This is a genomic window from Leisingera sp., assembly GCF_982940295.1.
In genome coordinates, this window is sequence record NZ_CEYXRG010000003.1 from 278,297 (window position 1) to 297,335 (window position 19,039).

The following is a 19,039-nucleotide window of genomic DNA, read 5'->3' on the forward strand; positions in this document are numbered from 1 at the left end:
ACCCCCTCGAACCACGAACACCAACCTTGGCATTCTCCAGCAAAATGCTTCTGGCCCGGACGGACAAGGTGGCGATTTCGATAGCTTGCGAGCGGTTTCGCCAACGAAATAAGCTCCGGCTGGTCAGCCGGAGCTTGCAGTGCACTCAGCAGGTGCCGCCTCCTTTTGCCGCGAGATCAAACCGGCGGCCAGGATCACTCTTCGCCCTGGGCCTCGGAACGGCTTTTACCGGAGACATTCATCGCCAGTGTCGCCGCCATGAACCCATCCAGGTCACCATCCAGAACCCCTTTGGTGTCAGAGGTCTCATGCTGGGTGCGCAAGTCCTTCACCATCTGGTACGGCTGCAGCACGTAAGAGCGGATCTGGTTGCCCCAGCCGGCATCGCCCTTGGCCTCATGCGCCTCGTTAATGGCAGCGTTGCGGCGGTCCAGTTCCTGCTGATACAGGCGCGATTTCAGCGCCTTCATGGCGATGTCGCGGTTCTGGTGCTGCGACTTCTCGGACGAAGTCACCACGATGCCAGTGGGGATGTGGGTGATCCGCACCGCCGAGTCGGTGGTGTTGACGTGCTGGCCGCCCGCGCCCGAGGAGCGGTAGGTGTCGACACGGATATCGGCCGGGTTCACCTCGATCTCGATATTGTCGTCCACCACCGGGTAGACCCAGACAGAGCTGAAGGAGGTGTGCCGCTTGGCCGCCGAGTCATAGGGCGAGATCCGCACCAGCCGGTGCACACCGCTCTCGGATTTCAGCCAGCCATAAGCGTTGTGGCCGGAAATCTTGTAGGCGGCGGATTTGATGCCCGCCTCGTCGCCCGCGCTCTCTGACTGAAGCTCGACCTTGTAGCCCTTCTTCTCGGCCCAGCGGACATACATCCGCGCCAGCATCGAGGCCCAGTCGCAGCTCTCGGTGCCGCCAGCGCCTGCGTTGATCTCCAGGAAAGTGTCGTTGGCGTCGGCCTCACCGTCCAAGAGCGCTTCCAGCTCCTTCTCGGCAGCCTTTTCCCTAAGAGCGCCCAACGCCGCCTCAGCATCTTTGACGACGTCTTCGTCTTCCTCCATCTCGCCCAGCTCGATGAGCTCGATATTGTCGGAGAGATCCTGTTTGATCCCCTTGTAGGTATCGATTGAATCCACCAGTGCCTGGCGCTCGCGCATCAGCTTCTGCGCGGCCTCCGGGTCGTCCCACAGGTTCGGATCCTCGACCCGTGCGTTGAATTCCTCCAGGCGGAATTCGGCGGTTTCCCAATTCATCCGCTGAGCCAGCAGCTCCAGCGACTTCTCGATCTCCGCCACGATGTTCTGGGTTTCCGCGCGCATGGGGTGTCCTTGCAATATCCGGGCAATCTCAGGTCAGGCCTGCGTGATAAACCACCCTTGCGCCGCTCGCAAGCCGCCACGCCCTGCCCCGCCGGCGCTGCGGAAAAACATCCTAAAATACCACGCAGAATCCGGCGCGCTAAAACGCGGCCTTAACACAGACCAGTTAACGCTTGTTCCCGCATTGTTTTCCGGCGGGCGGCCGCCACTGCACTGGGGACTTGGATTATGCCTAGCGGATATCTTGTCCAACTCGGTAACGGCTCGCTTGATCAGGGCGATACGATCACCACCAGCTATGCCGCCTTTACTGCTGACCAGACGCTTGGAGCCGGCAACTGGAACTGGACAGGCTCGCACGCAGGCACGCCCTACACCAATGAGATTGAGCCGGGGGTCTATTATCTGGCCACAAACGGCAACGTCTACTTTGTTCCGGACTACGGTCCGCCGGACTCCGTCAGTTCGGCCAGCGCAGACACTCCGCCCGCTTACACCGACATGGATGGCCCGGTAGAGGGCACCAGCGGCGGCGATATGATCGGCAGCAGCTACACCGACGGCGATGGCGACCAGATCGACAACGGCAGCGGCGGCGGTGTCTCAGGCAACCAGGACACGGTGGAGGCTGGCGCAGGCGACGACACCGTGGATGCGGGCGCGGACAACGACCTCGTGCTGGGCGGCGCAGGCGGCGACAGCCTTGAGGGCGGCAGCGGCAATGACACGATCTATGGCGACAGCAGCACCGAGGCCGGGCTCAGCAGTTCGCAGCAAGGCATCGACGATGCAAACGTAACAGACACGTCCAGCGGCTTCACCGTAACTGCCAAGGATGTCTCGGGCACCGCCAGCGCCGCCAACATCTCTTACTACAGCAACGCCTTTGGTGTTGCCGGGGCGGTCTCTGATTCCGACAGCGGCGTCCACGCGCAGATCGGCTACGACAAAGCTTCAGGCGTCTCAGAAGAGCTGATCATCGATTTTGATCAGGACACCACGGACGCCAGCTTCTCCTTCAAGCATCTCTATACTGACAGCTACGGGGAGGAAGGGCACTGGGCCATCTACAACGACGGTGTTCTGATTGCCCAAGGCGATTTCACAGAGGACGGCGCAGGCACCGGCACCGGGACTGTGGATATCAACGGGTACGGTCCATTCGACCAGCTGGTATTGTCTGCGAAGCTGCAAACCGATGGCACCGACGGTTCCGACTATATGGTCTCGAACATCACGTTCACGGTGCCCCCGGAAGACCCGGCAGACGGCAACGACAATATCTCCGGCGGTTCCGGGGATGATCTGATCTATGGCCAGGGCGGCGATGACACCCTGCAGGGCGGCAGTGGTGCCGACACTCTGGATGGCGGGGCCGGCGATGATAGCCTCATCACCGGTGAAGGCGATTCCGCCACCGGCGGTGACGGCGATGACTATTTCACCATCGTCGATACAGGCGACGGCGGCAGCAATAATATCACCATCGCGGGCGGCGATGACGGGCAGACAACCGGCGACACGCTGGATTTCAACGGCCAGCTCGACAAAGGCACGCTGAACATTACCGACAACAGCGGCGGCAGCCTCTCCGGCACCGCGACGCTGCTGGATGGCAGCGTGGTCAGTTTCTCCGGCATCGAGCAGATCATTTGCTTCACCGCCGGCACCAGGATTGCCACGGCGACAGGCCTGCGGGCCATCGAAACGCTGCAGCCCGGCGATCAGGTGATCACGCGGGACAACGGGCTTCAGCCGGTGCGCTGGATCAGCCAGTCAACCGTGCCCGCAAAAGGCAACCTGGCTCCGGTGCGCATCCCTGCGGGCCTGTTCGGATCGGAACGGGACCTGCTGGTCTCCCCGCAGCACCGGATGCTCTACACCGGTTCAAGCGCAACACTGCTGTGCGGCGAGCGCGAGGTTCTGGTCTCCGCCTTGCATCTGGTCAATGGCAGCAGCATCCGCCAGCAGCCCGGCGGCATGGTGACCTATGTCCACCTGCTGTTTGACCGGCATGAGATCATCTATGCCGAAGGCGCCCCGTCCGAGAGCTTCCACCCCGGCGGACAGGCGATGTCTGCCCTGGACGAACCAGTGCGGGAGGAACTGTTCAGCATCATGCCGGATTTGCGCTGGTGCCCCGGTACCTATGGCAAAACGGCGCGCCAGTGCATGACGCGCCACGAGGCGGTGCTGCTTGGCCCCTAGTACAACCCGCCAGAACTGACAGTGCCAAAGGTGGCCTTGGGCCCCAGCACCGCGGTGCCGCCGCTGGAGGTGGTGACTTTGCGGCCGGACTGCTGCACTTCCTCGACCAGCGGCAGGTTGGATCCCATGGCGAAGCCGCCGTCATAGGTCAGGCCGAAGATCGGCTCGGCACCATCCCGGAAATACTCCGCAACCACATACGGGCCGGAGGCATCGTCCGGCAGCCGCGCGCCAGTGTAGCGGTCGATCTTGATGAAGTGGCCGCCTTCCGGAACGTCAAACGGGCCGCCGCCGAATTTCTCCACCGCCTTGGTCATGAACTGCTGGAACACCGGGCCGCACATGGTGCCGCCATAGGCGCCGCGGCCCATCGGGCGGGGCTGGTCAAAGCCCATGTAGCAGCCCGCCACGATGTTGGAGGTGAAGCCCACGAACCAGACATCACGCGAATCGTTGGTGGTACCGGTCTTGCCCGCTGTGGGCACCGGCAGGTTGATCACGCTGGACGCGGTGCCGCGGTCAACAACACCCTTCATCATCGACGTGAGCTGATAGGCGGTAACCGGGTCCATCACCCGCTCGCGGTCGGTGACAATGCGCGGCGGTTGGCCCGCGGCCAGCTGCGGGTCGGAGCAGTCAACGCAGTCGCGGTCGTCATGGCGGTAGATGGTGCGTCCAAAGCGGTCCTGCACCCGGTCCACCAGCGTCGGCTGCACGCGCTCGCCTCCGTTGGCGAACATCGCATATGCTGCCACCATCTTGTAGAGCGTTGTTTCCTCCGCACCCAGCGAGTTGGCGAGGAAAGCGCCCATGTTGTCATAGACGCCAAAGCGTTCGGCATAGCCCGCAACCACCGGCATCCCGACCTCCTGCGCCAGGCGGATGGTCATCAAGTTCCGGCTCATCTCGATACCGGTGCGCAATGGTGTGGGCCCGTAGAACTTGTTGGTGGAGTTCTTGGGCCGCCACAACCCTTGCGGCGTGTTGATCTCGATCGGGGCGTCAACCACGATGGTCGCCGGGCTGTAGCCGCTGTCCAGCGCCGCCGCGTAGACAAACGGCTTAAAGCTGGAGCCCGGCTGGCGCAGCGCCTGGGTCGCGCGGTTGAACACCGAGTGCTGGTAGGAGAAGCCGCCCTGCATCGCCAGAACCCGGCCCGAGTTCACATCCATCGCAACAAAGCCGCCCTGCACTTCCGGCACCTGGCGCAGCGACCAATGGCTGAATTCCCCGTCCTTCTTCTCGGCCCGCACCAGCACCACGTCGCCGCGGGTGAAGTTGTCTGCAAAGCTGCCCTTCATCCACTTGATGTCGGAGCGCGGCACCGACCCGGTGCCCTTGCTCTGTTCGACACCCACCGTCATCGACTCGCTGCCGACCTCCAGCACCACCGCCGGATGCCATCTGCCGCCCAAAGCGATATCGCGCGGGACGTCGGCATCTGCCAGCGCGGCGCGCCAAGCCGTCTCATCCGCCAGCAGGGCTTCCTCCAGCTGCACGCCGGTGCCGCGCCATTTGCCGCGGGAGCGGTCGTATTTCTCCAGGCCGCCGCGCAGCGCCAGCGCCGCCTCGGCCTGCATTTCATGGTCAAGGGTGGCGCGCACGGTAAAGCCGCCGGTAAAGAACTCGCCCTCGCCAAAGTCCTGGGTCAGCTGGCGGCGGATTTCATCAGTGAAGTAATCCCGAGGCGGCAGCGCGGTGCGGAAAGCCTCAAAATCGCCGTTCTGCACCGAACGCAGCGGCTGGGCGACCTCCACCTCATAGACATCGGCGGAGATGTATCCGTTCTCGCGCATTTCCCGCAGCACATAGTTGCGCCGCGCCAGCAGACGGTCCTTCTGGCGCACCGGATGGTAGTCCGACGGAGCCTTGGGCATCGACGCAAGCGTCGCCGCCTCATGCGGTTCCAGCTCGCTCAGCGTCTTGTTGAAATAGGTCTGCGCAGCGGCTGTCACGCCATAGGAGTTCTGGCCCAGGAAGATCTCGTTCAGGTACAGCTCCAGAATCCGTTCCTTGTCCAGCGTCTCCTCCAGCCGGGTGGCGAGGATGATCTCCTTGATCTTGCGCTCGGCCCGGCGGTCACCGGACAACAGGAAGTTCTTCATCACCTGCTGCGTGATGGTCGAGGCGCCGCGCACATTCTGCCCGCGTGAGCGCACCGCCTCCATCGCGGCGGCCGCAATGCCGCGGGCGTCATATCCCGAATGGCTGTAGAAGTTCTTGTCCTCGGCCGAGATGAACGCCTGTTTCACCAGGTCCGGGATCTCATGCGACGGGGTGAACAGGCGGCGTTCCTTGGCGAACTCGTCGATCAGATAGCCCTCGCCCGAATAGATCCGGCTGATGGTCGGCGGCTGGTACTGGGCCAGCGATTCATGGCTCGGCAGGTCGCGCCCGTAGATCCAGAACACCGCCCCGACAGTCAGCGCCACCATCGCCACGCCGAGGGTGATGGTGCTGAAGATGGAGCCGAAGAAGGAGAGTATGAACCTGAGCACGGGGTTGGGCCTTTCTCGCGAGGTGCCGCCTATATAGGCGCGGCGGTGTCCGGGGTCAAAGCATGCGGCGGCGAAAGTGTGCTGTCCTGACATCTGCCGCCCGAAGAATTGGTTTTGAGCCGTCTGTGATGTATCCTGACAGGACAATACTAACAGCGGCTGCCCCATTTTCCCAATGCTTGCCGCGGTTCGGCGCAGGCGGCGGGCAGGCTGAACGCATGTGCACGCAATCGCCTTCTTGGCCTGCCTCCCCATCCACCGCCCGCCATCCGCGGCGCGCACCCAATTCAGGTTTCACCCGGCAGCCCGAAAGGTGGAGGAGACTGCTATGGCCAAACTCGGAGCTCCGGTCGGCGGCGGCAAGACTGCCGTGAACGACCCCAAGGACGTTGTGCTGGTCCAGAAAATGCTCAACGAACATGCGGCGACTGTCGGCTACAAACGGGTGCCCACTAACGGCAAAGTGGGCCAGCCGACGATCCTCGCCATCGGCCAGTTCCAGCAGCAGGTCGTTAAAACCAAGGTGACCAGCCTGGTCGAACCCGGCTCCAAGACCTTCAAGATGCTGGACAGCTCCCCGGTCAAGGTTGCCGAACAATTCGCCAAGGCGCAGGGCGGCAGGCCGCTGCCCGCCAAGGGCAAGGTCTATGAAGTGAAATGGCGGGGCAAGACCCACTGGTTCACCGAGGACGACATGGGCGACGCCGTCGGCGCCATCCAGAGCCGCCTGCACACCGAAACCATGGCGTTCATGAGCACGCTGAACAACTACCGCGACCAGTACCGTGAAATGCAAAAAGGGTTCTGGACCTTTTTCGTCAAGATGGTGACCCCCAACGCCGACATCGAACGCCCTGCGAAGTCGCTCAAGAAGGCAGATGCCGCAGTCGGCAAGCTGGTGGACATGACTTATGGCAAGAACAAGAAAAGCCTGCTGGAATCGTTCAAGCAAATGAAAAAGACCAAGATCCTGCTCGACGCGGTGGCGATGGATCTGAACATGCTCTCCAAGGAGCTGGGGCAAAGCGCCAAGATCTGCGAAGAAATCTCGGTCGATCTGCGCGACGGCGCCGCTGATATCGTGCAGCTGATCCTGGTCACCAACGGGGTGAATCCCGCCACCGCGGGCGCCGTTGTCGCCGCCAGCAAGAACACGGTTCAGGAAATCGCCAATGGCTGCATTCTCAAGGGGCAATGGGTCAAGGCCGGCGGTGTGGCAGGCTCCTTCAAGCGCGTCACCTTTGCTGCGGTGGCGGGCGGCTTCTCGGGATGGCTCGGGGCCAAGGCCGGGCAGCTTGTCATGAAGGGGGTTGGCGAGCGGCTGGCCAGCCGGATGGTCAATTCCCGCTGGATCAACAAATACCTGTGGAGCACAGCGGCCCGCTGGGGCGGCAAGGAGATCGAGATCATCCTGGGCCGCTTCACCGGCATCCCGCGCAAGATCGGCGCCGAGATTGTTCTGCAGACCGTCCTGCGGATGGCGCACAAGTTCTTCACCGGCCGGGCCATTGCCAAGGCTTTGACCAATCACATGAACGCTTTGGAGAAAATCGTCAGTTCCTGCATGGAGAAGAGCAAGGCCGAAGGGCAGCTGATGGATTGCATCGCCGCCAAGCTGGAAAAACAGGGGCTGATGGCAAAAGTTGCCAATGACATTCTTGCCCCGCACAAGCAGGCGCTTGAACGCGAAATCGAAAAGGCGCTGGCCAAGGCGGAAGCCGCCTGACGCCAGCACACCCTTGACCGCCTTGGCGCTTTACAGTTTGGGGCCTCCCAGGCCGTAGTCGCAGAACTGGCAAGTCTGCAGCGTGAGATTGCCGCCCTCGAATTGCAGCACCGTCAGCGCAGGTGCTTCAGCGGCGGGTTGAAAGGTGCTCCAGTCCCAGGCTGGGCGGGGCAGCGGCGCCTGGTACAGAACCGCTTGTGCGGTAGCAAAGGGAATGCCCTGCGCGACGCCGGAACAGGGCCGGTGCACGTGGCCCGCCAGCAGGTGCAGCACATTGGGATAGCGGGCAAGCAGCGCCAGCAGCTCCGCCCCGTTTTGGAGATTGTCCGGGTCCTGCATCGGCAGCCCCAGCTTCACGGGCGGGTGATGCATCGCCACGATGGCAGGCCGCCCGTCCAGGGCAGCCAGCTCCTCGCTCAGCCAATCCATGCGCTCCGGGCACAGGATGCCCGCCGCCTGACCGGGGATCAGTGTGTCGAGGCACAGAACAGATAGCTCCCCGATATCCGCCCGATACTGCACAAAGCCGGGCATCGCCCCGTCTGGCAAAGGCAGCACATTCCGCAATGCCTCCCTATCGTCGTGATTGCCGGTCAACGGCAGGATCGGCATTGGCAGGACGTTGAGAAGCTCGTTCAAGCGCGTGTAATTCCGCTCTGATCCGGTTTCCACTAGGTCACCGGTGATCAGGCAGGCGTCAGCTTCGGAATGGTGCTCAGCGGCAAATTCCACCGCCGCCCGCAGCCGCAGCCGCGGGTCGTGGCCCAGTACCGGACCTTCAGCCTCGAAATGCAGATCGGACATCCAGATCAGTTTCATGGCAGCCTCTACTTCCGCACCAGTGCGCGGCGGGTGTCATCCTGGGCACGCCAGGTGATCAGCCCGTTCAGGAGGCCGCGGGCGGCCTTGGCGCGCCAGTCCGCGTCCACCAGGTTTTTCAGGTCGCGCTTGCTGGACAGAAAACCGATCTCCACCAGCACCGAGGGGATATCCGCCGACTTCAGCACCGAAAACCCTGCGGAGCGCAGCGGACGGTTGTTGATCGGCTTTCCTTGCGCCCGCAGCCCGTCAATCAGCGCCGCCGCCAGCGCGTCGCTGCGCGGCTGGGTTTCCTGCCGCGCCAGATCCAGCATCACTCCTGTCACCCGGTCGTCCGCCTGGCTGAGGTCGGTGCCCGACAGCAAGTCGCCGCGCAGATGCCGCTCCGCCAGTTTGGCCGACGCCAGGTCAGAGGCCTCTTTGGACAATGTGTAAACGGTGGAGCCATGCGCGCGGCCTTCCGAGATCGTGTCCGCATGCAGCGAAATGAACACATCGGCACCTGCCTGATGTGCCATTGCGATACGGCGCTCCAGCGAAACAAAATAATCGTCGTCACGGGTCATCATTACGGTGAACTGGCCTGAGCGCACCAGCGCCTCCCCCAGCTCCCGGGCGAATTGCAGCATCAGGTGTTTCTCGATGATGCCATCTTCGGTCTCTGCACCCGGGTCTATGCCGCCGTGTCCCGGATCAAGCATCACCAACAGCGGCGCGTTCTCGTCCCGCGCTGCCCGGCCCTGCATCACCTCAGGTGCGGGAAGATCCCAGCGCGGATCCTGCGGGGCACCGGCGCCGGCGGCAAACTCCTGCGCGGAGGCAGGTTCCAGCGACACCGCCAGCCGGGCCGCCGCAGTTACTTGATCGACACTCATTGCAGCCGAAGAAACCTTCATCGGCTCCGCCAGCTGCAGCACCAGCCGCGACCAGCCCGGCACATAGGTGCCGAACTGCGCGGCGGTGATCTGATCCCCCTGCACCAGCTTGTCTGCCGTCAGCCCGGTCCAGTCGACCTCCTGAAAATCCAGCACCAGCCGCGGCGGGCCGTCCAGGGTGAACAGCCGGTAGGGCACCCCTTGGCTGAGGCCCAGGGTGATCTCCGCGCCCCGCCCGGCATCCCAGACACGGCTTCCGCTGGCGTCAATCCGCGCCAGACCCCCAAAGCTGCTGTTGCCGGATTGCGCCCAGGCACCCGCCGCCAAAGCCCATATCAGTGCGGTGAGTGTAATCAGTCTGCCCATGCTCGCCTCTTGCCCGGCCTCTTGGCCTTTTGGCGGGCAGACTAGGCAATTTGGGCGGGCTTGGAAATCCGCCTTGTGCACTTATCCCCGGCTCAGTCTCTGGACGCCATGTACAGCGCCAGACGGGCCAGCCCCTCCTCGATGTCCGCGGTAGAGCGGGCATAGGAGAAGCGCAGCGTGGTGGCCCCGCGCACGGGGTCGAAATCCAGCCCCGGCGTCACCGCAACGCCCGCCTTTTCAAGGATTTCCGCGGCAAAGCTGCGGCTGTCATCTGTCAGGTCCGACACATCGGCATAGACATAAAATGCCCCGTCCGGCGGTGCGATTTTGGTGAATCCGGCCTTGGGCAGCCCCTCCAGCATCAACTGGCGGTTCTTTGCGTAGACGGCCAGGTTCTCGCGCATCTCGTCTTCGCAATCGAGCGCCGCCAGCGCCGCAACCTGGCTGGCATGCGGGGCGCAGATGAACATGTTCTGGGCAATCCTCTCAACCACCCGCACATGATCTTCCGGCACCACCATCCAGCCAACCCGCCAGCCGGTCATCGAGAAGAACTTGGAGAAGGAATTGATGACGTAGCATTCATCCGTCAGCTCCAACGCGGTGACCGCCTTCGCTTCATACTCCAGCCCGTGATAGATCTCGTCGGAAATGAAGCTGGCGCCCTCCGCCTGTGCCGCGTCGATCAGCGCCCCCATTGCCGCACGGTCCAGCATTGTGCCGGTGGGGTTGGCGGGCGAGGCCACCATCAGCCCGGCGAGGTCCTGCCCGGCAAGGTCTGCCGCCACCGGCTGCAGCCGGTTTTCCGGTGCGGTCTGGATGTCCACCGGCGTCAGCCCCAGCGCCTTGAGGATCTGCCGGTAGGACGGATACCCCGGCGCGCCGATGCCAACCCGGTCGCCGCTGTCGAAGAGCGCGGTGAAGCTGAGCAGAAAGGCGCCGGAGGAGCCCGGCGTCACGATCACCCGGTCCGGGTTCAGATCGACGTTATACCAGTCGCCGTAAAGCTGCGCGATCCGTTTGCGCAGTTCCGGCAGGCCAAGCGCAACAGTGTAACCCAAGGCGTTGTTTTCCAGCGCATTCCCCAGCGCCTTCAGCGCTCCGGCAGGCGCCCCGGTGGAGGGCTGGCCCACCTCCATATGGATAATGTGGCGGCCGGCTTCTTCAGCTTTGCGGGCGGCCTCCATCACGTCCATCACAATAAACGGATCAACGCTGGAGCGGCTTGAGTTTCGCATTCTGATCTCCCATGGTGCGCGTATGAGTTTTGACCGTTTCTTCCGGCTGGCGTCAATCCCGGCTCTTGTGGTTTGCGCCCTGCTTCAGTTTGCGGCAGCGGCGCAGGCGGCATCAATCTCGCTGCTGCGCGATCCGGATATCGAACATGGTCTGAACCAGCTGGCTGCCCCCGTTCTGCGCGCGGCAGGGCTGAACGCCAAGCGGATGCGGATTCTGCTGGTCAACGACTCCTCCTTCAATGCATTCGTTTTGGATTCGCGAACGATTTTCGTGCATTACGGGCTGGTCCTAAAGGTCACCTCCCCGGAGATGCTGCAAGCTGTGATCGCCCATGAAGCCGCCCATATCACCAATGGCCACCTGGCGCGGCGGATGCAGAACCTGCGCTCAGCCAACAGCGCCGCAGGGCTAGGACTGGCCTTATCTGTTCTGGCTGCCGCAGCCGGCGCCGGTGAAGCGGCGGGCGGTATCGCCATCGGCACCCGGAACTCGGCCCTGCGCAGTTTTCTGGCCCATACCCGGGCCGAGGAAAGCTCCGCCGACCGCTCCGCTGCCGACTACCTGAACCGCGCCGGCATCAGCCCGCAGGGCCTTGTCGACCTGCACAAAGCCTTTGCCGGCCAGGAAGTGCTCAGCGTCAGGAGCCAGGACCCCTACACCCGATCCCACCCGCTCAGCCGCGATCGCATCCGCGCCGCCCAGGCCTATCTGGCGGCGCATGGCGACAAGGGCCAGGCCAGCGCTGAGGCCCAGTACTGGTTTGCGCGTGTGCGCGGCAAGCTGTCGGCCTTTACCCGCGCCCCGAAATGGACCCTGCGCCGGGTGCGGGAGGAACAGTTCAAGGACGTCCGCCTGATGCGCGAGGCCGCCGCCTATCACCGGCAGAACAATCTGAAAAAGGCACTGAAGGCGGTGAACGGCGCGCTGGCCATGCGGCCCTCCGACCCCTTCTATCACGAACTGAAGGGCCAGATCCTGATCGAGAACCGGCAGTGGAACGCTGCCCTGGCCGCCTATGGCACCGCAGTCAAGCTTGCTCCCAGGGACCCGCTGACCCTGACCGGCTACGGCCGCGCCCAGCTGGCCGCGGGCCGGCCCAAGGCGGCGCTCAAAAGCATGGAGCGCGCCCGGGCTATCGACTTCCGCAACCCGGTTTTGCTGCGCGACATGTCGCTGGCCTATGCCAAGACCGGCCAGACCGGCATGGCTGCCCTGGTCACCGCCGAACGCTATGCCTTGCAAGGGCGTCTGGATGACGCCGGCATTCACGCCAAACGGGCCGTTGCCCAGCTGCCAGCAGGATCCCCCGCCGCCCGGCGGGCGCAGGATGTACTGTCAGCCTTTGAACAAGCTCAGAAGAGAAAGAGAAGAAAATGACCCCTTTCACCCGCACAGCCACCGCAGCGGCCACGGCCCTCGCCCTGCTGGGCGCACCGGCCCAAGCCTTTGACATCAGCGCTATGTCCGATGCCGAGCGCGCTGCCTTTGGCGAGCAGGTTCGCGAATACATTCTGGAAAACCCGGATCTGATACTGGAGGCCATCGACCTCCTGGAACAGCAGCAGCAGCAGGTCGAAGCGGCCCGCGACGATGTGCTGGTTGCCGAGAACCTGGAGGAGTTGCAAAACGACGGCTATTCCTGGGTGGGTGGCAACCCCGATGGCGACATCACCCTGGTGGAATTCATGGACTACCGCTGCGGCTACTGCCGCCGCGCCGCGCCAGAGGTGGAAAAGCTTCTGGAGAGCGACGGCAACATCCGCCTGGTGATCAAGGAGTTCCCGATCCTGGGTGAGGCCTCGGTGCTGTCCTCACGCTTTGCCGTCGCCACCAAGCAGGTTGCAGGAGACGACGCCTACAAGCAGGTGCATGACTCGCTGATCGCGTTCGGCGGCGAACCGAATGAGGTCGCGCTGCGCCGCCTGGCCGAGGGGCTGTCGCTGGATGCCGATGCGATCTTTGCCAAAATGGACAGCGAGGAAGTGACGGCCGAACTGCGCCAGACACGCGCGCTGGCGCAGAAGATGGCGATCTCCGGCACTCCGACGTTCGTGCTGGGCAATGAGCTGTTGCGCGGCTACCTGCCCGCCGACCAAATGGAAATCATGGTGGCGGAGATCCGCGAAAAACGCAGCTGAGTTTCAGGAAGAACCGGCGTGACCGGGGCGCTGCCCGCCGCGATTGGGCTTGAACCAATGGCGCACCAATGGCAGCCCCCGGGATATTTTCAGCCAGATGAAGAGCGGATGCTTACTCCGCAGCCTCTTGGGCCGCCTCGATCTGGGCGGCCTTTTTCTCGACCTCTTCGACGATGTGGTCGACCATCTGCTCGTTCGACATCTTGTGGCTGGCCTTGCCCGCCAGATAGACCATGCCGGAGCCCGCGCCGCCTCCGGTGAAACCGACATCGGTCATCAGCGCCTCGCCGGGGCCGTTCACCACACAGCCGATGATCGAGAGGCTCATCGGGGTGTGGATATGGGCCAGCCGTTCCTCCAGCGTTTCCACCGTCTTGATCACGTCAAAGCCTTGGCGCGCGCAGGACGGGCAGGAGATGATGTTGACGCCGCGGTGGCGCAGGCCCAGGGACTTGAGAATCTCGAAGCCGACCTTCACCTCTTCCACCGGATCCGCGGAGAGGCTGACGCGCAGCGTGTCGCCGATGCCCATCCACAACAGCTGGCCAAGGCCGATCGCCGATTTGATGGTTCCGGAGACAAAACCGCCCGCCTCGGTGATCCCGAGGTGAATCGGCGCATCGGTGGCCTCTGCCAGCTGCTGATACGCCGCGGCGGACATGAAGACGTCGGACGCCTTCACCGAGATCTTGAATTCGTGAAAATCATGATCCTGAAGGATGCGGATGTGGTCCAGGCCGCTCTCAACCATCGCCTCCGGGCAAGGCTCGCCGAATTTGTCCAGAAGGTGCTTTTCGAGGCTCCCTGCATTCACGCCGATCCGGATCGAGCAATTGTGGTCGCGGGCGGCCTTGATCACTTCGGCCACGCGCTTTTCGTCGCCGATGTTGCCCGGGTTGATGCGCAGGCAGGCCGCACCGGCCTCCGCCGCCTCGATGCCGCGTTTGTAGTGGAAGTGGATATCCGCAACGATCGGAACCGGGCTTTCCCGGACGATCTCCTTCAGCGCTTTTGATGACGCCTCATCCGGCACTGAGACCCGCACCAGGTCCGCCCCGGCTTCGGCTGCGGCCTGCACCTGGGCCACCGTCGCCGCCACATCAGTGGTCAGCGTGTTGGTCATGGTCTGTACCGCAATCGGGGCATCGCCGCCGACGGGCACATTGCCGACGTGGATCTGGCGGCTCTTGCGGCGCTCGATATGGCGCCAGGGGCGGATGTGGTTGATCGACATATGGCTCTTGTCCCGGCTGGGTCCTGTTAGCGTCTAGATACGTGCAGACGCCCGGCGCTGCAATGGCGGCACCGGGCGTCTTTTGCGGATTCCTGCGAAGGGATTATTCGGACGGCTGCTGGTCTTCCACCTGCAGCTGCGCCACCAATGTCGCCAGCGCCTCGTTCCGGCCATCCTGCAGATCGGCCAGTTCGAACCGGCCGGTGATTGCCTCCATCGACAGTTCGATATTCTTGGACACCTGGCCGCGCGCGCCGACCGGGCCGAAATGCTCCCCGTTGACTGCGAAATAGATGGCGCTGCTTTCACCGGTGCGCAGGCGCGGCGCATCCTCGGTCAAGGGCACCTCAAAACGCTGGCCCGCATCCATGATGGTTTCCAGGATCACGCTGCCATCGGCTGCGGTGACCTGCACCCAGGACGGGCGCACCGCCACCATTTCAACCCCCGGTTCAACTTCGGCGACCACCTGGGGAACCGGCTGCGACAGCGCGTCTTCCTCATAGGCCATGCTGGCCTCCGCCAGGATGACGCTGGGCAGTTCCGGCGCGGCGAAGTTGCCGATGGTGGACGGATCCAGGGTAGAGATCGGTGCGTCGCGTGCCACCAGAACCGGCACATCCAGCGCCTGCGGGCGGTAGAGCCGGTCCAGCGCCTCAGCCGCCGGGTCCTGGCCGCCATCTGCGGTTTCCAGCACCGCGCTGCTGAGCGGGTCGAGATCTGCCAGCACCGCCGGGGTCTGATCTACAGGTGCAAACTGCACCTGCTGCACTTCTTTCAAAACAGCCCATCCGCCATAGGTGATGCCGCCGATCAGCGCCGTCAGCACCATCAGCGAACCAACCGCCCGCGGTTCGACCTGGCTGAGGATGCTGCTGGGCGCGGGGATAAACGGCGTGTTCGGGGAGGCAAAGGCGTCGCCACCCAGGCCAGTGGATTTGGCGGCTGGCGCCGCGCCTGTCTTGCTGCGGCTGGACGCCTCGGCCGACATGCCATGGGCCACGGAAAAGCCGCTTTCCCGGCAGAAATCCTGAAACGCCTGCTCGGCATCCATGTTGAGGTAGCGCGCATAGGAGCGCACGTAACCCGCGATAAAACCGGGTGTGTCAAATGCGGAAGGATCGGAGTTTTCGATGGCGGCGATGTAGGACGCCTTGATCCGCAGCTCTCGTTGGACGTCGAGCAAGGACTTGCCCATTGTCGCCCGTTCGCCGCGCATAACGTCGCCAAGCTTCAGTTCGAAATCATCAAAACCCTTGGGCTCTGCTGTTTCGCCATGCTCTTCTTGCTTGCGCTGGGTGAAGCGCCCGATCATGCCTGCCGTCCCATAAATGCCTGCCGCCTCGTTTCAGAGTGGTGAAAGAATCACAGACGCGACTCGGATCCACTCATTGGTTGACAGCAGCGTAACATACTCAGCGTTAATTTACACTGATCAGTATGTTAACCGGCAAGTTCGGCACGATTCAGCGCACAATGCGACCACAATGCGTCCATTGCGTGGACCAGCGCATCGATCTCCTTGGGGCCGTGCACCGGTGACGGCGTGAAGCGCAAGCGCTCTGTGCCGCGCGGCACGGTCGGGAAATTGATCGGCTGCACGTAGATGCCGTAATCTTCCAGCAGGTGGTCGGACAGGACCTTGGTGTGGACCGGGTTGCCCACGATCACGGGCACGATGTGGCTGCCATGGTCGATGATCGGCAGGCCCAGCCCCTTGAGGCGCAGCTTCAGAACCTTGGCCTGGTCCTGATGCTTGTCGCGCAGATCCTGCGCGCCCTTCAGGTAAGCGACCGAGGCCGCCGCCCCTGCCGCCACAGCAGGCGCCAGCGAGGTGGTGAAGATAAAGCCCGGCGCATAAGAGCGGATGGCGTCGCACATCTTTTCAGACGCCGCGATATAGCCGCCCATCACGCCGTAAGCCTTCGCCAGGGTGCCGTTGATGATGTCGATCCGGTGAGCCAGGCGGTCCCGCTCGGTCACGCCGCCGCCGCGGGGGCCGTACATGCCGACCGCGTGCACCTCGTCGATATAGGTGAGCGCGCCGAATTCCTCGGCCAAGTCGCAGATTTCTTCAATCGGGCCAAAGTCGCCATCCATCGAGTAGACCGACTCGAAGGCAATCAGCTTGGGCGCCTTGGGATCGTCGGCTTCCAGCAGCTCACGCAGATGTGCAACATCGTTGTGGCGGAAGATGCGCTTGGCACCGCCGTTGCGGCGCACGCCCTCGATCATCGAGGCATGGTTCAGCGCGTCGGAATAGATGATCAGCCCCGGGAACAGCTTGGGAAGAGTCGACAGCGTCGCGTCATTGGCGATGTAGGCAGAGGTGAACAGCAGCGCCGCTTCCTTGCCGTGCAGGTCGGCCAGCTCGGCCTCCAGCTGCTTGTGATAGACCGTGGTGCCGGAAATGTTGCGGGTGCCGCCGGAGCCCGCGCCTGTGGAGTCGATCGCATCATGCATCGCCTGCAGCACAACCGGGTTCTGGCCCATGCCGAGGTAGTCGTTGCCGCACCAGACGGTGATGTTCTGCTTGGTGCCGTCCGGCCGGGTCCAGACCGCATGCGGGAAATGGCCCTTCTTGCGCTCGATGTCGATGAAGGTCCGGTAGCGTCCCTCTTGGTGCAGGCTGGCAATTGCAGCATCCAGTTTCGCGGTATAGTCCACCGGCATCTCCATAGCTAATTGTGCTCCCTCGAAGCACGCGGGCTGTGTAAAGGGCTCGGCCGTCCGGCAGTATAACCACATTCACGTTCAGGAATGGTTACCGCAGGCGTCCCTTTTGATCAACTGCATACGCCCCGCCAAGGGTGCGCAACATTGATGCAGGTCAAATAAAACTTAAACAGCAGCCCGGCAAGGACAGTAACGGCCAAGCTGTGGCCGTTTACGTCATGTTCCCTGCGCGCTCCAAGCCGCAATGCGCAGGTCCGGAAACGGCGGCCCGCGGCAAGACAGTGCATATCCTGGGCTGCCCCCTCTGGCCCCTCCCCGGGGGCACTGCTAGGGTCCGCGGCAAATTGGCCCAAATCCCGGGCCTCCCCCCGGACAAACAGGAGAGCAAAAGATGGCACTGAATGACGTTCTGGACCGGATCGACGCAGAGCTGGACACCGCAACGGAGCGGCTGATGGAGCTGCTGCGCATCCAGTCGATTTCCACCGACCCGGCCTATAAGGCGGAGTGCGACCAGGCCGCCGACTGGCTGGTGGCAGACCTGAACTCCATCGGCATTAAGGCGGAGAAACGCGCCACCCCCGGCCACCCGATGGTGGTGGGCCATGTGGGCGAGGAGAACACAGACGTCCCGCATGTGCTGTTTTATGGCCACTATGATGTGCAGCCGGTTGACCCGCTGGAACTGTGGAACACGCCGCCGTTTGAACCGCAGCTGGAGGAAACCCCGAACGGCACAGTGATCCGCGGCCGCGGGGCGTCTGATGACAAGGGCCAGCTGATGACCTTTGTCGAGGCCTGCCGCGCCTGGAAGGCCGTGAACGGCTCCCTGCCCTGCCGCATCACTTTCTTCTTTGAAGGCGAGGAAGAATCCGGCTCCCCCTCGCTCATTCCCTTCATGGAGACCAACTCCGGCGAGCTGAAGGCCGATCTGGCGCTGATCTGCGACACCTCGATGGTGTCGCGCGGGGTGCCCTCGATCTCCTCGCAGCTGCGCGGCATGCTCAAGGATGAGTTCACCATCGTCGGGCCCCGCATCGACCTGCACTCCGGCCACTATGGCGGCCCCGGCCTGAACCCGCTGCGGGTGCTGTCGGAAGTCGTCGCGTCCTTCTACGACAATGAGACCGGGCGCGTCGCGGTCGAAGGCTTTTATGAGGGCGTGCATGAGGTGCCGGAGGACCAGCTGCGCCAGTGGCAGAATTGCGGCTTTGACGAAGCCGAATACCTGAACTCGGTCGGCTACACCCGCCCGCACGGCGAAAAGGCCTATTCCACCCTGGAACAGCAGTGGGCCCGCCCGACGCTGGAGGTGAACGGCCTCTGGGGCGGCTACAACGGCGCCGGCTCCAAGACCGTTATCCCGTCAGAGGCGCACTGCAAGATCACCTGCCGCCTGGTTGGCGACATGGACCCGGACGCGCTGCGCAGCAAGATCCGCAAACACGTCGAGGACCGCCTGCCGGTGGACGCCTCGGTGCGCTGGGACAACGACCTGGAAGGCTCGCCTGCCTCAGTGATGAACATCTCCCGCCCCGAGTTCGAGGCCGCCCGCAGCGCGCTGTCGGATGAGTGGCAGCGCGAGGCGGTGTTCTGCGGCATGGGCGGTTCGATCCCGATCGCAGGCTATTTCAAGTCGATCCTGGATATGGACGCGATGCTGATCGGCTTTGCCAATGATGACGACGCCATCCATTCGCCAAACGAGAAGTACGACCTCAAGAGCTTCCACAAGGGCATCCGGTCCTGGGCCCGTGTGCTGGACGCCCTGACCGCGAAATAACGAACGGCGGGCGGTCGCACCTCAAGGCGCCGCCCGTTCAGCAACCGCCGCGTTGAAGACGCGCAAGGGCGCTCTCCCGCCCGTCATCGGCGCTCTTACGAGCCCCTCTTCCCGTTGGGCCCAGCGCCGCCAAAGGCGGCGCGCCCCCTGCGCCC

Annotated in this window: 13 protein-coding genes; 5 read left to right on the top strand and 8 right to left on the bottom strand. The window is 63.4% G+C overall.

Annotation, left to right across the window (positions count from 1 at the left end):
• Positions 1 to 194: 194 nt before the first annotated feature.
• Positions 195 to 1,322, bottom strand: coding sequence for a peptide chain release factor 2 (gene prfB / locus AC4HIX_RS04690; protein ID WP_490398079.1), 1,128 nt, complete (start codon positions 1,320 to 1,322; stop codon positions 195 to 197).
• Positions 1,323 to 1,550: 228 nt separating this feature from the next.
• Here prfB and AC4HIX_RS04695 point away from each other — a divergent pair, with 228 nt between their 5' ends.
• Positions 1,551 to 3,530, top strand: coding sequence for a Hint domain-containing protein (locus AC4HIX_RS04695; protein ID WP_490398080.1), 1,980 nt, complete (start codon positions 1,551 to 1,553; stop codon positions 3,528 to 3,530).
• Here AC4HIX_RS04695 and AC4HIX_RS04700 read toward each other — a convergent pair.
• Positions 3,527 to 6,028: a penicillin-binding protein 1A gene (locus AC4HIX_RS04700; RefSeq protein ID WP_490398081.1), complete on the bottom strand. Its 2,502-nt coding sequence runs from the start codon at positions 6,026 to 6,028 to the stop codon at positions 3,527 to 3,529. The two genes, AC4HIX_RS04695 and AC4HIX_RS04700, sit on opposite strands and share 4 nt — an antisense overlap.
• A gap of 328 nt (positions 6,029 to 6,356) precedes the next feature.
• Here AC4HIX_RS04700 and AC4HIX_RS04705 point away from each other — a divergent pair, with 328 nt between their 5' ends.
• Complete coding sequence (locus AC4HIX_RS04705) at positions 6,357 to 7,754, top strand: nucleotidyl cyclase domain-containing protein (protein ID WP_490398082.1); 1,398 nt, start codon at positions 6,357 to 6,359, stop codon at positions 7,752 to 7,754.
• Positions 7,755 to 7,784: 30 nt separating this feature from the next.
• Here AC4HIX_RS04705 and AC4HIX_RS04710 read toward each other — a convergent pair whose 3' ends face one another.
• The 3 genes from AC4HIX_RS04710 to AC4HIX_RS04720 all read right to left on the bottom strand — a co-directional run bounded on the left by AC4HIX_RS04710 (position 7,785) and on the right by AC4HIX_RS04720 (position 11,052).
• Positions 7,785 to 8,573: a phosphodiesterase gene (locus tag AC4HIX_RS04710; protein ID WP_490398083.1), complete on the bottom strand. Its 789-nt coding sequence runs from the start codon at positions 8,571 to 8,573 to the stop codon at positions 7,785 to 7,787.
• An 8-nt stretch (positions 8,574 to 8,581) separates the two neighbouring features.
• Positions 8,582 to 9,814 carry an N-acetylmuramoyl-L-alanine amidase gene (locus AC4HIX_RS04715; RefSeq protein WP_490398084.1) on the bottom strand — a complete coding sequence of 411 codons (1,233 nt, stop codon included), beginning with the start codon at positions 9,812 to 9,814 and terminating at the stop codon, positions 8,582 to 8,584.
• A 92-nt stretch (positions 9,815 to 9,906) separates the two neighbouring features.
• Positions 9,907 to 11,052, bottom strand: coding sequence for a pyridoxal phosphate-dependent aminotransferase (locus AC4HIX_RS04720; protein ID WP_490398085.1), 1,146 nt, complete (start codon positions 11,050 to 11,052; stop codon positions 9,907 to 9,909).
• A 22-nt stretch (positions 11,053 to 11,074) separates the two neighbouring features.
• Between AC4HIX_RS04720 and AC4HIX_RS04725 the strand changes: the two genes are divergently transcribed.
• Positions 11,075 to 12,430 (top strand): M48 family metalloprotease, encoded by a 1,356-nt coding sequence (locus AC4HIX_RS04725; protein WP_490398086.1) that lies wholly within the window; start codon positions 11,075 to 11,077, stop codon positions 12,428 to 12,430.
• Positions 12,427 to 13,191 (top strand): DsbA family protein, encoded by a 765-nt coding sequence (locus tag AC4HIX_RS04730; protein WP_490398087.1) that lies wholly within the window; start codon positions 12,427 to 12,429, stop codon positions 13,189 to 13,191. The genes AC4HIX_RS04725 and AC4HIX_RS04730 overlap by 4 nt, the downstream gene beginning before the upstream one ends.
• Before the next feature lie 112 nt (positions 13,192 to 13,303).
• Here AC4HIX_RS04730 and ispG read toward each other — a convergent pair whose 3' ends face one another.
• The 3 genes from ispG to hemA all read right to left on the bottom strand — a co-directional run bounded on the left by ispG (position 13,304) and on the right by hemA (position 17,104).
• Positions 13,304 to 14,425, bottom strand: a complete 1,122-nt coding sequence (gene ispG, locus AC4HIX_RS04735; protein ID WP_490398088.1) for a flavodoxin-dependent (E)-4-hydroxy-3-methylbut-2-enyl-diphosphate synthase — start codon at positions 14,423 to 14,425, stop codon at positions 13,304 to 13,306.
• 103 nt (positions 14,426 to 14,528) lie between these two features.
• A complete protein-coding gene (locus AC4HIX_RS04740; RefSeq protein ID WP_490398089.1) occupies positions 14,529 to 15,740 on the bottom strand; it encodes a helix-turn-helix domain-containing protein in 1,212 nt (403 codons plus the stop codon).
• 128 nt (positions 15,741 to 15,868) lie between these two features.
• Positions 15,869 to 17,104, bottom strand: a complete 1,236-nt coding sequence (gene hemA, locus AC4HIX_RS04745) for a 5-aminolevulinate synthase (protein ID WP_490398090.1) — start codon at positions 17,102 to 17,104, stop codon at positions 15,869 to 15,871.
• A 388-nt stretch (positions 17,105 to 17,492) separates the two neighbouring features.
• Here hemA and AC4HIX_RS04750 point away from each other — a divergent pair, with 388 nt between their 5' ends.
• Positions 17,493 to 18,884 carry a M20/M25/M40 family metallo-hydrolase gene (locus AC4HIX_RS04750; RefSeq protein WP_490398091.1) on the top strand — a complete coding sequence of 464 codons (1,392 nt, stop codon included), beginning with the start codon at positions 17,493 to 17,495 and terminating at the stop codon, positions 18,882 to 18,884.
• The last annotated feature ends 155 nt before the right edge of the window (positions 18,885 to 19,039 follow it).